General features: G+C 50.8%; 7 protein-coding genes. All 7 read right to left on the bottom strand.

Annotated features, from left to right (window positions below):
- Positions 1–1,052 (bottom strand): sigma-54-dependent transcriptional regulator (locus H8S65_RS14320; RefSeq protein ID WP_186930594.1); only part of this gene is annotated, 1,052 nt, incomplete at its 3' end.
- Positions 1,045–3,363, bottom strand: coding sequence for a hybrid sensor histidine kinase/response regulator (locus H8S65_RS14315; RefSeq protein WP_002560997.1), 2,319 nt, complete (start codon positions 3,361–3,363; stop codon positions 1,045–1,047). The genes H8S65_RS14315 and H8S65_RS14320, both read right to left, overlap by 8 nt.
- Entirely contained in the window at positions 3,363–5,288 is a 1,926-nt protein-coding gene (gene tet(Q), locus H8S65_RS14310) for a tetracycline resistance ribosomal protection protein Tet(Q) (RefSeq protein ID WP_186930593.1), read from the bottom strand. Before tet(Q) ends, H8S65_RS14315 begins: the two co-directional genes overlap by 1 nt.
- Before the next feature lie 659 nt (positions 5,289–5,947).
- Positions 5,948–11,788 (bottom strand): helicase-like domain-containing protein, encoded by a 5,841-nt coding sequence (locus H8S65_RS14305; protein WP_002560999.1) that lies wholly within the window; start codon positions 11,786–11,788, stop codon positions 5,948–5,950.
- A complete protein-coding gene (locus H8S65_RS14300) occupies positions 11,778–12,230 on the bottom strand; it encodes a DUF1896 domain-containing protein (protein WP_002561000.1) in 453 nt (150 codons plus the stop codon). Before H8S65_RS14300 ends, H8S65_RS14305 begins: the two co-directional genes overlap by 11 nt.
- 239 nt (positions 12,231–12,469) lie before the next feature.
- Entirely contained in the window at positions 12,470–14,557 is a 2,088-nt protein-coding gene (locus tag H8S65_RS14295; protein WP_002561001.1) for a type IA DNA topoisomerase, read from the bottom strand.
- Positions 14,558–14,618: 61 nt separating this feature from the next.
- A complete protein-coding gene (locus tag H8S65_RS14290) occupies positions 14,619–16,187 on the bottom strand; it encodes a DUF3945 domain-containing protein (RefSeq protein WP_002561002.1) in 1,569 nt (522 codons plus the stop codon).
- Positions 16,188–16,206 lie beyond the last annotated feature (19 nt).

Raw genomic sequence — 16,206 nt, 5'->3', positions numbered from 1 at the left:
CGCACGTTGCCCGGCCATGCGTGTGTCAGCAACGCTTTACGTGCTTCGGAACTGAACCCGCTCACGCTACACTCCAGCTCTCTGTTTGCCATATCACGGAAGAACTCTGCCAGCGGCATGATGTCTTCCTGACAGTCACGCAACGGAGGAACGGTTATCCCGAAGTCGTGCAGGCGGTACAGAAGATCCTGCCGAAAACGCTTTTCACTCACTGCCGCTTCCAGATCCTCGTTGATGGCGGCGATGATGCGGACATTGAAACTCCTGTCTGCCTTGTCTCCGACCGGGCGATACCGCCTCTCCTGTATGGCGCGGAGCAACATCTGTTGGGTTTCCAACGCGAGGTTTCCTACCTCGTCCAGAAACAGCGTGCCGCCTTCCGCCTCATGGAAATATCCTTTCTTGGCACAATCTGCTCCTGTAAACGCTCCCTTGACGTGTCCGAAGAAGGCCGAGGGCGCAAGCTCTTTGGTGAGTGAACCGCAGTCCACCGCCACGAATGGCTTGACTGCCCGCTTGCTCTTGTCGTGCAGGTGGTGGGCAATATGTTCCTTACCCGTGCCGTTCTCTCCGAATATCATCACGCTCATATCGGTAGCGGCTACCAGCCTTATACGGTGCATGATTTTCTGAAATGCGGAACCGTCACGGGCGAACACAGGCATACGGCGTTGTCCTGCCTGACGTTCTTTCAGTATGGAACGGATCAGGGGGACAAGTTTATCCTCCACAAGCTGTTGGGGAATATAGTCTATCGAGCCGAGTTTCATGCTTTCCACGGCGGTATTAACTTCGGCGTAGTCGGTCATAATGATGAAGGGCTGCATCTTTCCCTCCTTTCGCATCCAGCGCAAAAGGTCAATGCCGTTACCGTCAGGCAGGCGCAGGTCGGCAACCACGATGTCATTATCTGTCGCCTGTTGTAGATGTTTCTTCGCGGTTGAGAGGTGGTAAGCCTTCACGGTGCGGTAGCCCTCCCGCGCCAGCATGTTGCAGACAAACTCGCAGTACACGATATTGTCTTCTACCACAATTATTGTTGTCTTATCCATCTTCGTATTTTCTCCTTTCCTCTTCTGCCAACCGGATTATTTCCGCTCCCTTATCCAGCACGGCAGTCACGGCATGGCTTAACGCTTCACCATCCGGGAGTACATCGCCATGAAGCAATCTGTAAAGTACATTTAGCGGTTGGTCGGCACGTAGCACCTCCCACGAGCTGCGCAGGTGGTGTGTCAGGGAATCCAGCTTTTGCAGGTCTTTTTCTGTTGCCGCTTCCCGTATTGTCTGCATCTCTTTTTCAGTTTCCGTCATCAACTTTTCCAGCATAACGGCTTCATTGCCGTAAGACAGCAAAGCTGAAAAATCCGGTTTCCCGTCCGGTGTTTCTTTTATGGCACACCTGTCGGAAACCTCCATCAACTCCGATATGGAGAACGGCTTGAACAGGCATCCGGCAAAGCCTTTTGCCAATAGTTCCCCTTTGTTACAACTGCCCGAAGCGGTTGCCACAACCACCGGGATTGTTGGTGAATTGCCCACGTTGGACGAACGCAACAGTTCCAGTAATTCGAAACCGTTTATACCGGGCATATTCAAGTCTGTCAGCAACAGGCTGTATTCTTTCTGGCGTATCATTTCCATCAGTTCCGCAGCATCGGTGCAAGTGTCGCAGTGTATTCCTTCTTGGGAGTACATCTCTTTCAGCATCAGAAGTAATACCTCATCATTGTCAATGGCGACAACATCATGGAATTTATTGTTATGATAAACAGGTGTATTGCTTGTATATCCAAGCTGTTCTTCAGCTTCCTGCATAGAAATTTCAACTGTGAAACGACTGCCTTTCCCTTTCTTGCTGTCCAAACGGATTGTTCCGCCAAGCATCGACACAATATTACGCATTATGGCAAGCCCAAGCCCGAAACCCTCCTTTGCGGCGGCATTTGATAGACGTTCAAACGCACCGAACGCTTGTTTCTGTTCCTCTTCTGTCATGCCTGTACCTGTATCTTCAACGACCAGTGTCAGAACTCCATTATCATATTCAGTAATCAAAGAAACACCGCCTTCTTCTGTGAACTTGACTGCGTTTGACAGCAGGTTATTCCCGATTTGTATTATTCGCTCTTTGTCGGTCAATACAATGGCATCGTGTCCAGTCTTCACGGACAAGGACAACCCTTTGTTCACTGCAACAGGAATGAACTCCGTTTCAAGTGTGTGCGTGATTGCAGAAATCCGGCAGGGTGACAGACGGGGCTGTTCCTTGCCGTTGTCCAGGCGGAAGAAGTCAAGCAAAGTGTTGAGCATATCCCGCATACGGTCGGAGGATTGCAGTATATTTCGGATATATTGCCCATTATTACCGCTATTGCATTCTTTCCGCAAAAGTTCGGTATAGCCAGTTATTGCCGTCAGTGGTGTACGCAACTCATGGGTAATAGTATGTACCGCTTTCTTTCGGGAGGTTATGAGTACCTCATTTTGTTGCACGGACTGTTCCAATTGCTCGATCAAATCCGTTGTCTTGCGTTTGTATCGTTTAATGTTCTTTGCATCACGGTGTATGATGATATAGGAAATGACCAACAGCAAAAGAACAAATCCCATCAAGCCGCCTATCTGCATAAATGATTTTTTACGCATCGCTGTTATCTCGCTTTCTCTATTTTGTAAATCAGATTGTACCTTCTTTTCGATTTGGCAAATCAATCCTTGCAGTTGTCTGTTAAGTTCTGCATTACGGGCAGCAAGACTATCGGCTTGTTCTGACAATCGACGGCTCTGCGCTTTCTGTTCGTTGACCATGTTTCTATTGGATGAACGGAGCGTAGTCGTTGTTGTCGTTGGCTTCGTTCCCTCTTTTTTGCCAAAGATGCCCAAGAAACCTTTTCGTTTTGGCTTTTTGGACTGTTCCTGCACACTTTTCTGCACAATAACCGGAATTTGATTGGCTATCTTCTTGTTAATAGATTGTTGTTCATCCATTAACCGGACTATCTGGAACATCTGTCGTTCCTTATCCTCTAAAAGACTGCGCACACTATCGATGCGCTCTGCTGGATAGGTGGCCTTGAAACGGCAGAGCATACTGTCCATTGCCATACGCCGTGCATGGTAATGCTCGATATCTTTATCGTTCCATTCCAGTATTGTTTCACCCAATAGAGAAAATTTTATCATTTGAATATTGATATTGTTTATTTCTTTTCGGAGCTCGTCTATTTTTTTATTGCCAAGTTCTAATGCTTCTATCTCCTGCCATTCATAGAGGCTATTATATGCCATACATCCGATAAGAATGGAGATAAGTATATATCCCAACTGTATTGCCTTATAGAAATTTCCTGACCGCTCCATTATTTTGATGACATTGATTTTTGGAACATGAATAAAAGTTTATCTTTTTCGTTCATGCGGATATTATCAGAATAACCGTCTTTTGTTATTTGATACCCGCATGGCTTGATCATAAAAACGCCTAAGCCCTTAGTGTATGAACTTACTTCTGAGGCGTAGTCTTTACTTGTATTTAATGGAACTTTCCCTTTAATATGACACCACTCATTATTGCAACTGATGTCTTCAATCTCAGACATCATTTTTTGCAAATCTGTAATAGCTTTGGAACTTGCCGCTTGGGGTATCTGCAACTCAAAATAGAGCATCGGTTCGAGAATGTCCACACCTGACTGTTGCAAGGCCAGCCTGAAGACATAAGGGGTCAGCTGTCTGAAATCAGCAGGTGTACTTACCGGGCTATAATACTCGGCTTGAGTAAAAGTTACTTTCAGATCAGTCACTTCCCATCCATGTAAACCAGATTGGCAAGACATACGAATCCCTTCAAAAACGGCATTTTGAAAAGAATGGTTCAGATAACCATAGGAGATGTCACTTTCGATTTGCAACCCTGTCCCTAACGGCAAGGGTTCAAGCGTCAGCCCTATTGTGGCCCAGTAAGGGTTGGGTGGCACTTCGATCTGAATAATCTTATTGACCTTTTTTACAGGTCGTTCTTTGTAGATAGTCTTGATCTCATCAAAATGGACCTTTACGGAAAATCGTTCTTCCAGCAATGTCTGTATGATTTCCTTTTGTGTCAAACCATATAACGAGATTTCCAATTCATCACTATATGAGTTTATGGAAAAGGACAAAGACGGGTCTTCAATCCACAATGTATTCAGAGCGGATATCACCTTGCTTCTCTCTTCGGACCTGTCTGGCCGGACGGAGGATTTGAGAGCGGGATGCTGATGAGATAACCCTTGAATCAAACAAGGTTTAGTACCTAAATAATCTCCGATTCGAAAATCTTCCATATCTTCTACAATCGCGATATCATTGGCCCCCACTTCATCAACATTTATCTCTCTGCCCTGATAAATAGTCTTTAGATTTTTAATCTTGATGAATTTTTCCGAATCGTTGATTCTTACAATGTCTCGAAGTCTCAGACTTCCGTCAATTATTTTTAGAAAACTTCTTTTATGTCCTTTGGGGTCATGCTCTATCTTATAGAGATAAGCTGAAAGTCTGTTTGAGACTGATTCTGGAGGAAGTATAAAAGAAGAGATGGCGTCCAACAACTCATTGATACCGATATTGAACATTGCTGATCCATGTAGTACCGGATAGACTTTGGCTTTTGCCACAAGATCGATTATCGTATTCCAATAATCAGCCGGTGAAATTTCGCTATCCGCCAAATATCGTTCTAATATATTGTCGTCATGGTTGCATACAAATTCTTTGTATTCTTCCTTTATATATGTTTGGGAGCAAATCGGATAAACCAATCCATCGACAACAGTTTGCATAAACAGGACATCTTGAGACAGATTTGTTTTTATATCCAGATACAAACGCTCTAAATTCACACCGTCACGGTCAATTTTATTGATAAATATAATTGTCGGGATTTGCAGTTTTTGTAAAGTATTGAACAGCAACTTTGTTTGCGCTTGTATGCCTTCCTTTGCGGATAAGATGAGGACTGCTCCATCAAGCATTTTGAATGTCCGCTCCACTTCCGCAATAAAATCCATGTGTCCCGGAGTGTCAATGATATTGCATTTCACTCCATTCCAGATAATAGATGTCGTAGAAGCCCGAACAGTAATTCCTCTACGTTTCTCTATATCCATAGAGTCTGTTATGGTGTCACCATTATCCACACGGCCGCACTTTTCCGTTGCTCCACTGGCAAACAGCAGATTCTCGGTTACGGAAGTTTTTCCTGCATCAATGTGAGCAAGAATTCCTAAATTTATAATATTCATTTGGATTAAGCAATAATATACTACAATAGATGCATTGTCGAAACGCACCTTTTAATACCTCCTCGTAGCATGTGAGAACTACAGGATTACTAACTCGTATTAATATGTATATTATTACTGCCGCATAACGATTACAAAATTAGCCAAAAAAATATATCTAACAAAAGTGGGAGGATTTTTTAACTTTTTACCATAGACATTTTATTAGGGAAGCGTAGGTTCAACTGGTAAGTACAAATAAGTAGAAATGTTTGAACAACAACGTTTTAGGAAGTTGAAAAAAATCAAGTTTCTCTCTCGGTATAACGTTTATTTTGGCCAATATCTTCTTTAGTTTGGCATTTGAGTATTTCCCATTCGTGTTCTATTTAGCTCCTTATTATGAGTATGTAGCAAGTTGCTTATCAAATTCAGCCTCTTTGAGGGTCAAATATGGTTTTGCAAATGGTGACTGACAAGACATAAACAAGGTCAGCAGGATTTTTTACATAAATGGACATGAATGTATATAACCTAAAATAAGAATAAATTTTAATAAGGGCTGCCCAAAAAGAAAAAAAATGCAGTTGCCATCCTACAGATACTTGCAGAAAGGATAAAATTTACTTTTAGACCTTTTGGGATAGCCCTTATTAATACTTCAGATAAAATTCCTAAGGTTATATTTTCAATCCTTTGGACCGGGTTTCCTCCTTGGCATACAGCCCCGGATGCCCAGTTATGGTGTGATTGGCGATAATACTTTCCGATGGATTGCGTATTTGCGGTGATGTATCTTCGGGATATTGCCTGATACCGTTTCGCACACCTTTCGCTTCCGGTTTGACCTGTTGCCCTTCATGCTCCTTTTCGGTGATTTCGGGTGTAGGCGGCGCAAGTTCCAGCTGTATCTTGCGGTCAAGGGCGGCAAGTTCGGACTTCAACTGTTTCAGTTCTTCCTCCTTCTTCCACACCTTGCCTGCTATCTCCTGCAACTGCGGTATCTCACGTTCCAAGACCTCATTCTTCGCTTTATACTGGTCGATGATGGAGGGGATTCTCTCAATCGCGTTGAGGAAGTTGCGGGCGGCGGCCAACGGGTCAGCCAGCGCCAGATGCCCGTTGTTGTAGGTGTACTTGTAGTTCCCCTCGACCACGAAGCGGTTGTCGGTAAACTCCAATCCCTCTTTGAGTATCCTTTCGCTGACCACCTTTATCGGGAAACCGTAAAACTCTCCAACCTGCGTGTACAACCCTCCGGTCGTGGCATTCTTGGCTATCTCCTGCAAACGCTTTCCGATGACTTTCTCATCGGCGGAATCCACTCCGTCCACCTTTATTATATTAAGGTGATTGCCCTCCTTGTCGGTCTGCACCACAGAGAGGAAGCGGTTCCAGTCCTCCGTCATGGCATCTATGAAAGCTGTGTTGTTGCCCAGCTCGCGGGTCTTCGATTCCAGCTTGAACTCCGAATCACGCTTGCCCTTGTTGAACGACTTGCGTTCCCCTTCGAGCGAGGCGATACGTTTTTCCAGTTTCGCCTTGTCCAGCAGGTCGGTGTTGCCGGATAGCAACGCCATATATTCCGAGAAGTTCATGCCCGATTTCTCGTCCATTGCCCCCTCGTCGATGGTACGCGCTTCCATAGCACCGCTTTTAAGCTGGCTGATGAAAGTCTGCTTGCAGTGCAGGAGGTTGAACTTGTAACTGTCCAGTGATTTTTCCACCGCGTAGATTATTACGTCCACGTTGTTCCCGGCGAAATGCTTGGCTATCTCGTTGCCTGCTCTAACTCCCCGTCCGTCACGCTGTTGCAGGTCGGACGGTCGCCACGGCGTATCAAGATGATGAATTGCCACACACCGTTTCTGTGCGTTCACACCCGTTCCGAGCATGGAGGTGGAGCCGAACAGCACACGCACCGTCCCGGCGTTCATGGCATCTATCACCGCCTTCCGAGCCTTGTCGGTCTTGCACTCCTGAATGAAGCGCACCTCGCTTGGCGGTATGCCGTAGTCCTCCGTCAGTTTGCGCTTGATTTCCGAATAGACGTTCCACCCATCGCCCGGCTGGTAAGTCCCCAAGTCAGAGAAAACGAACTGCGTGCCTTTCTGCGCGTCGTATTTTTGATAATACTCCGCGATTATTTTGGCACAGTGGCTCGCCTTGTTGTCGGGGTGGTCTTCGTAATGCGGGTCTATCATGCGCATGTCGAGTGCCATCTTCCGGGCATAGTCCGTGGCGATAAGCATCTTCGCCTTTTCCTCCGTTTCCGAAAGCGGCAGTCTGCCCAACAGGGTGGCGTCGCCCGTCTTGGCGAATTGCATCAGCTTCTGTATGAAGTCCTCCTGCTCCGGCGTGGGCGGTATGTGGTGCAGTATCTCGTTTTTGTTGGGACGGTCCACGCCCACATCCTCCGCCGTGCGGTAGTCCGTGATTTCATTATAGAAGGCGGCAAGCTCCGGCACTTTGATGAAGTAGCGGAAACGCTCCTTCTGCACCACGTTGTTCGTCACGTTGAACTCAAAATCCGTTGTCTTCTTGGCAAATATCGCCGACCACGCATCAAAACATCGAATGTCCTGCCGTTCCAGCTCCTTCGGGCGCAGGTACTTGAACAGCAGGTACAGCTCAGTCAGCGAGTTGCTGATAGTCGTGCCGGAGAGGAAGGTCGCCCCCAAGTCCTTGCCCGTGCGCTCCTGTATGGTGCGGATAGCAAAGAGCATGTTCAGTGCCTTCTGGCTTCCCTCGCTGTTCCCCAATCCCGCCACACGGTCGTGGCGCGTGTTGAAAGTCAGATTCTTGAACTGGTGCGATTCATCAATGAAAATGTGGTCGATGCCCATCTGCTTGAAGTCCACCACGTCGTCCGTGCGTGACTTTATGGCGTGTTCCACCTTCTCCAATTTCGCTTCAAGGTTATGCTTGCGCTTCTCCAGACCTTTCAGCATCGCCCGCGATACGTTCTTTCCCTGCTGGCGCAGCACTTCGAGGTTTTCCTCCACCGTGTCAAGCTCCGCTTGCAGGATGCGCTGCTGCAACTCCGGCGACTGCGGTATCTTGCCGAACTGGTCGTGCGACATAATGACACAATCGTAGTCGTTGTTCTTGATGTTGTTGAAGAAACGCACGCGGTTGGCGGTCGAAAAGTCTTTCTCCGAAGCGTACAGAATCCTCGCGTTGGGATATGCCGCTTGATAGGTGGCGGCAATCTCCGCAACATTGGCTTTCAGCCCGATAATCATCGGCTTGTGCGCCAAGTTCAGACGCTTCATTTCATGCGCGGCGATGCACATTATCAGCGTCTTGCCGGTTCCAACCTCGTGGTCACAAATTCCGCCGCCGTTCTGTTTCAGCATCCAGACGCAATCCATCTGCGAGGGATAGACGCTCCTGATGCCCCGGCTTGCCAGCCCTTTCAGATTGAGGTCGGGAAAAGTCTGATGCGAGCCGTCATACTTCGGGCGCACGAAACAGTTGAACTTGCGGTTATACATCGTCGTCAGCCGCTCCTTGAACTGTGGCGACTGCTCTTCGAGCCATTCGGAGAAGCCGTTTCGTATCTCGTCAATCTTGGCGTTGGCGAGCTGTATTCCCTCGCTGTCGCGCACCTTGATGTCGTTGCCATGCTCGTCCCTGCCGATGGACTTCATCATGTCGGGACAGGTGTTGTGCAGGGCGTGTTTCAGAAGGTGCATGCCGTCATAGTTACGGTAATACCCCTTCACCAGAAACTCGTCCGTGATTTTCATGGTGCGGTAGCCGCACGCCACCGAAAACTCGTCCATGCTTGCAGAGTAGGCGATTTTCACCTCCGTGTCGAACAGCCGGCTCATGTAGGCGGCATAGACACCCGTCGGAATCCAGCGTTCCCCGAAATTGAAATCAAGGTCTTCAAAAGCGATGCGCGGCGGTTCGGCATCTTTCAGAGCCTCCAACGCCTGCTTCACCTCCGGCATACGTTCACTTTCGGGGTTTTCGCCCATCCAAGCCTCTATGCGTTCCGCTTTCTCTATCACGTTTCCGGCAATAAAGCGGTCCTTAATCTCGTAACCGGTTACGAGCGGATTGTAATAGATGCGCCCTTGCAGGGCTGTGAGCAAATCCTCCGCCGTACTGTCGGTTATCTCCCGCATATAGTCGAGATCGACAGTGCCGAACTTGTTGAGCGACGCGGACAGTGCTTCTTCGGGTGAGCCGACGTTGGCATGGCTCTCCACGGAGAAGGAAACGGGACGCTCGAAGATGTCCGCCTTGACAAACTTCCCGTTCTCCGCCCGTTCCAGCGAAAGGATGTCACGCCCGCCCGCGTCCATCATCACTAACTTCACGTTCTGCTTGGCGTTGAGGTTGCCGTAGCGCATGACAAACTCATCGTAACAGGTGTTTAGATGCTCTCGCCACGGGACATTTGCTTCATGCAGGTTCGATTCATAGCGGTACAGCCGCTCGTAGGCGTCACGGAGTAAAACATACTGTAACGCCTTCTCCTTCTGGTAGCCTTTCAGGTCGAGCGGCTGGAATGTCGCCCCGTATGGCGTGATGTCCTTCAGGTAGCCGATGTTATGACGCCCCCTGTCAGCCACCAGCGACCCTTCGCGCAGGTGCATCTCCGGCGTGCGGTGGTAGGCACGCGGCGAAAGGTCCACGACTTCTTCCTTCGGCTTCTCCGCTTCGATGTCGGGGAAAAGGGAGGTCGCCACCGCTTCCGGTGGGGTATCTGTAACGGCAGGTGCGGTGACTGCTTCCGGCTGTGTTTCCTCCTGCCGTGGTTGCTCACGGGGAGTGTCCGGCACGGCTTTCACTTCCATCTTTTCCGCCGCCGCTTGTTTCTCGTTATGCTGCCTTGCCAGTTCCCGAAGTTCCTTCCTGCGTTCCGGCGTCAAATCCATCATCATCTCGTAGAAGCCGTTGATGGGAGGATTGGTATCCCAGTCCAACGTGGCATAGATGTCGTCCGGGTCGGCAGGCTTGGCGGTGTTCTCCGTTTTAGCCTCCTTGTTCTCTGTTACAGTCTTAGGGGTGGTAGCCGTCGGCACAGCCGTAACATTTTGTGTGACATGCACCTGTGGCTTGGGTAGAACGCGCCTTGCCGAGCTTTCCTTTTTCGCCTCCTTTTTCTTTTTGGCGGTTTTCGGTTGTTGGCTGACTTCTTCCGTCATCCCCCAGAGATCGAGCAAGGATAGCTGCACACCGTCAGAATATTTCGGACGTGGCTCTATCTCCGGCTTTTCCTCTGTGGGTTGCGGTTTCTCCGTCGGAGTTTCCACCGCCTGCATCGAAGATGTTGTTTCCATCTTTATGGCAGTACGCTCCACCTCCTTTTGAACGGTAACTTTTTCTTCCGTTCCCGACTGCCGGATTGAACCCGAATACAGACGCATGGCGAGCCTGTAATGGAAATCCTCGTCGAGCATACGGTGCAAATCCCCGGCGATGCCTGCTGCCTTGCCCTCGTGCAGATAGACCATAGCGGGCTTCCCGTATGGGTCGGTGTCAAGTTTCGCCGTCGTATGCACGATGCGTTCCGGGTGGTGGATGAAATAGGCGTTGTCGGTCAGGTCGGTTTTCGTGTCCGTCTGTATTACGGTCATCAGCCGCTCGTCCTGCGACATTTCCTTCTTGCTGAGGTTCTTTTGCAGGACAATCAGGTCACTGCCCACTTCTGTCCCCGCGTTGTCCGTGAACAGGTTGTTGGGCAGGCGTATCGCGGATACCAGATCAGCCTTACTGAACAGCTCGTTACGCACGGAGGTCTTGGTGCTGTTCAATACCCCTTGCGAGGTGATGAACGCCACGATACCGCCGTCACGCACGGCATCCAGTCCTTTGAGAAAGAAATAGTTGTGGATGGCTTTCTGGGCGGAGCGTCTGCCGAATGAGTCGCTCCGCTGAAACTCAGGGTCGAACACGGCTATGTCTCCGAACGGAATGTTGGACACCGCCAAGTCGAAATAATTGTTGAACGGTCTTTCGATTTTCTCAAAACCGCAGGTGCGCGTTTTCTTGCCGGGATAGAGATGCCTCAGGATTGTACCCGTGAGCAGATCCTTCTCGAAAGCCATCACATCCGCATTGGGGTTGTGCCGCAGCATGGAATCCACGAACACGCCAACCCCCGCCGACGGTTCGAGCATACGGGCGGGGCGGACGCTGTAATCTGCCAGCACGTCCGCGATGGTGTCGGTTATCTCTTTGGGGGTGTAGAAAGCGGTCAGCACGGACGCTTTCAGCGAATCCACAAACCGCTTGTACTCTGTTTCGTCCTTGCTGTTCTCACGGATAAGCCTGTGCAACTCCACTGTCGGGGCGAACAGTTCGAGGTCGGATTTCGCCCACCGGACGGCATCCGTCAGTTCCTTTGCAGGGTTGAGGATACATTTCAGACCGCCGAAACCGCAGTACCTTTGAAGTATGGCACGCTCTTCGGTTGTCGCTGTCCTGTTTTCCCTGTCAAGGATGAATGCCGTCCGTATCGCCTCGATGTTGTCCCGCAGTTTCTGTTTGCGGTTAAACGCCATATTCCCCGATGTAAAGGACGGTTGCCCCCGTCAGCTCCGTGTAGAGCAGGTCGTAATCGGAAGACAGGGCGAAGTTGTCGTCCGAAAGGTCATAGACGGAGAACACGTTGCCGACAAGCGGCATGAGTTTCAGAATAAAGGCTTCTTGTTTCTCTTCCGGCACTTCGTCGAAAAACTCGCTCTCCACGACTTCACGGAGAATGGCGTACCGGGAATAGCGCAGCCCGCGCAGCAGCGTGTCCATCGCCTGCTCTTGCGCGCCATCGGCGGGATAGCCTTCGAGCCGCGCCTTTTCATACGTTTCGGCGGCACGGTCGGCCCGTTCCCGTATGAAAGCGGTGTCAGTCGCCTGTTCAAACTTGTTCGTGCGGAGGTAGTCCAGCAGGTACAGACCGTAATAGGAAAAGTCGGTCTGACCCTCGTTTTTCTTCTTGTTGTTCATTACTTTGGAGTTTAGTGGATTGATATTTAACGGGATAATTGATTGGAAAAAGGAAGAAAAAGGCACTCGGTATCCCTCCGAGTGCCACCACTAAATCCAAAGTATGAGTGTAATCCGGTATCGAAGAACAATTCATTACTCTGAACAAGTGGCAAAGTTAGTGCAAATCGAAGACAATACGAAAAAAACTTGTTTGTTTCTATTGTTGAGATGCAGCCTAACTTATCAAAAGTTAGTGATTATTTCCTTTTTTTCGGATAGGAAGACTTGCATTTCTTTTCCGGGAACACGAACGTCGTGTTATATTCCCCGTCAAAGGCGACTATGGCATCGAAGTTCTTGCCCTGCTTGCTCTTGAAGCCTTTGAGCGGCTTGGTGTGCCCGTCGGTGAGCAGGTCTTTGATTTCGTCGTCGGACAGGGTGCGTCCCGCTTTCTGCCGGAACACGGGCAGTCCGCACTCCGTGTTGTCGCAACGTACCACCTTGCCGTAGAACCGCATCCTGCCCGTGCCGCACTTGGGACACGCGCAGCCGGAATCACGGCTGCCGAAGAGCTTGTCGCACGAGAGCAGTTCGGAGGTGATTTCCCGTGTGTACGCCTCTATCTCCTTGCGGAAAGTGTCGGCGGGCAGTTCCCCGCGCTCGATACGTGCCAGTTCCTTTTCCCATTCGCCCGTCATGGCTACATCGGCGATGCGCATCGTCTTCACCACGGAATTGAGGGCGAGTCCCTTTTCGGTGGGAACAAGCGACTTCTTGCAGCGTTCCATGTAACCGCGCTTGAAAAGCGTTTCGATGATGGACGCTCGTGTGGCGGGAGTGCCGATGCCGCAGTCCTTCATCGCCTGCCGCAGCGCGTCGTCCTCAATTTCCTTGCCCGCTGTTTCCATTGCCGAGAGCAGGGTGGCTTCGGTATGCAGCGGCTTGGGTTTGGTCTTTCCTTCGGTGATGGAGGTGGCTTTCAGCGTGAGCGTGTCGCCATCCTGCCAGCCGGGGATGGTAGTTTCCTCCTTTTCCTCGCCATAGACGGCACGCCATCCGGCTTGCTTCACGACACTGCCTTTCACGGTGAACTCCACTCCGGCACATTCTGCCGTGACAGCAGTCACGTCCTTGACGCATTTTTCGGAGAATGCCTCTATCATTCGTCCGGCAATCATCTGATAAATGGTGCTGTCCTCTTTGGAGAGGAAGAGCGGTTTCTCTCCCGTGACGAGCAGGGCATGGTGGTCTGTTACCTTGCCGTCATCCACGCTACGGCGTGTCGGGATGGCTTTTGCCCGCACCTTGTCTTTCCATTCGGGCTGCGTGCCGATAAAGGCGAGTAGCTTGGGGATTTCAGCGAACACGTCTTCGGGGATGTAGCGGCTTCCCGTTCTCGGATAGGTTATCAACTTCTTCTCGTAGAGCTTCTGCGCGATTTCAAGCGTCTGTTCCGCCGTGAAGCCGTGCTTGGCGTTGGCTTCTTTTTGGAGCGTGGTCAGGTCGTACAGCAAGGGAGTTTCCTCCGTCTTCTCCTTACGCTCTGCTTTCGTTACCGTTGCGCTGCCTGCCGCCTTTACCTTATTATATAGCTCCGTTGCCGGTTCTTTCGACTTCCATTTCTCGGAGGATGAGAGTTTCACGACCTCGCCGTCGCAACCGTCTGTTGCGATATGGAGCTGCCAGAATGCTTCGGACGTAAAACGGCGGTTCTCCCAATAGCGTTCACACACCATCGCCAGCGTGGGTGTCTGCACACGCCCCACCGAATACGTGCCATGTCCGGCGGCTATGGATAACGCCTGAGTGCCGTTGATGCCCACGAGCCAGTCGGATTCGCTCCGCGCTTTGGCGGCGAGGTATAGGTTGTCGTACCTGCTGCCGTCTTCGAGGTTGCGCAGTCCCTCACGGATAGCCTTGTCGGTGAGCGAGCTGATCCACAGACGCACGAAAGGAGTGGTGCAACCCGTATAGTGGTAGAGGTAGCGGAAGATAAGCTCTCCCTCGCGTCCGGCATCGGTCGCCACGATGATTTGTTCGCTTGTGTCGAACAGTCTTTTGATGACTTTTATCTGCGACACCACGCCGCTGTCGGGCTTGTAACCTTTCTCCGTCCTGACCTGACGGGGGACGAGCGTGAATGTGTCGGGAATAATCGGGAGGTTGTCACGGACAAATCCGCGCACGCCGTAGCCGTCGGGCATGGCAAGCTGAACGAGGTGTCCGAATGCCCATGTCACGGCATAGCCGCCTCCTTCGAAATATCCTTCCTCTCTCTTTGTCGCGCCCACGATGCGGGCGATTTCACGTGCCACGGAGGGCTTTTCTGCAATGATTGTCTTCATGTTTTCTTGCTTTTTTGTTGATACTTTGGATTTTATTTTGGATTCAGTGGCGGACACGGGATTACATTTTCATGCCTTTGTTGTTCTTCTTTTTCGGCTTCTCCTGCTGCTGTTGCTGGCGGTCGTCCTTTGGGGCGGTCTGACCTTTCTGCAAAGGCTCTTTCAGGTTCTTTGTCGCCTCGTTGGTTTTGCCCTCGTTGTTCACCGCCACCTGTGTGCGGCTCTCGTTGGACGGGGCGACCTGCTGGGCGTTGTCGGGGTTCGTTTCGTAGCGGTACGGGCGGCCCTTCTCCGGGTTGAACTTGATATACATCGTGGCATGGAAGCCCTGCTTGTCGGTCACGTTCTCCAGTTTCACGGCTTTACCCGCCACGTAGTCGGCTTTCTGCTTGTCGGTGAAGTTCACGCCGCTCCATTTGCTGATGGGGCGGATGCTGCCGTCCTCGTTCATCCACGTGTTGCGGCGTTGCTCCTTCTTGGTCTGTGCGGCATTTTCCCCGCCTTGCGCCTGACTTTTCGAGGTGTCACCTTTGGCTTCCTGCGTCTGTGCGGTACGGGGCGACCTTCCGGTTCCCGGCACGAACTCCACGCCGCGCTGCTCCACGTTCACTTGAAGGGTGGTGACGAACTTCCTGCCGTCGTTGCGCTCGATGAGCTTGTCGCGCACGGGCAGTCCGGCGCGGAGCATGTCCTGCTCCTGTTTGGTGATTTCCGTCTTGCCGATGCGCTCCGGGATGCGCACCTTGTTTGCCGGAATGTCCGTGATTTCATTCGTCTTGCGGTCGATGCTGATGTAGGAGGGGATGATTTCGCCCGTTTCCCTGTCCACAATGTCCACGACCCTGCCGAGGTTGCCCGTTTCGCGCAGGTTCTTCCGGTCATCGTCGGAGAATTTGTGTTCCTTGTACTCATCTAACTTCTGCTCCTTGCGGATGAAGTGCGGCACGAGGCTGACATTTCCCTCGCCGTCCTTCTTGAAGGAGAGGCGGGCGTCCAGCTCGAATGATTCGCCGCCGAAGGTGGGCTTGACCTTTACCAAGTCGGACTTGCCGTAGTGGAGCATCTTCGTAAGGTCTCCGGACTTTTCAAGGTCGTCACGCTTCACGCCCCATCTGTCCTCCAGCTCCTGCCAGTTGATTTTGCTCTCGTTGATGGGTTGGTAGCCCTGTCTGCCCTGCGTCTGTTGCGGGCTTTCCTGCTGTTCTTTCTGTTGTTCCATGTTTTCCTGTTTTTGAGGTTCTTGTTTCTCTGTCTTTTGTGCCGCCATCTCTTCCTGCACCTGCTGTTGATAAGGGAAGGTGTCGATTTTGTGCGGTGCAAGGATTTGTTTGTTCTGGTACGGATGCTGAAGCAGGTCTTTCATCACGCCAAGCATGGAATCCACTTGGTCTGCCGCGATGCGGTAGAAACCGAAGCGGCTGGGTTCCTTGCACTGCCGGAAGAAGTTCTTGAAGAAGTTGTCCAGCACGTCGCCGTGTCGGTCGAATTGCAGGAAACTCTGCGCGTTCTCAGCTTTCGCAGGGGTACGCTTGGGTGTGTCGTCTGCATTCAGCCCGGCTACCACGCTGATCTCGCCCGTCTTCTCGTCACGGACTACCAGCACGTCCTTTTCGTCTTTTTTCTTTGCCATTTGAAAAATGTTTTAATGG

The organism is Parabacteroides hominis (assembly GCF_014287585.1).
Lineage (GTDB): Bacteria > Bacteroidota > Bacteroidia > Bacteroidales > Tannerellaceae > Parabacteroides > Parabacteroides hominis.
This window is presented reverse-complemented; position numbering and strand designations above follow the sequence as displayed.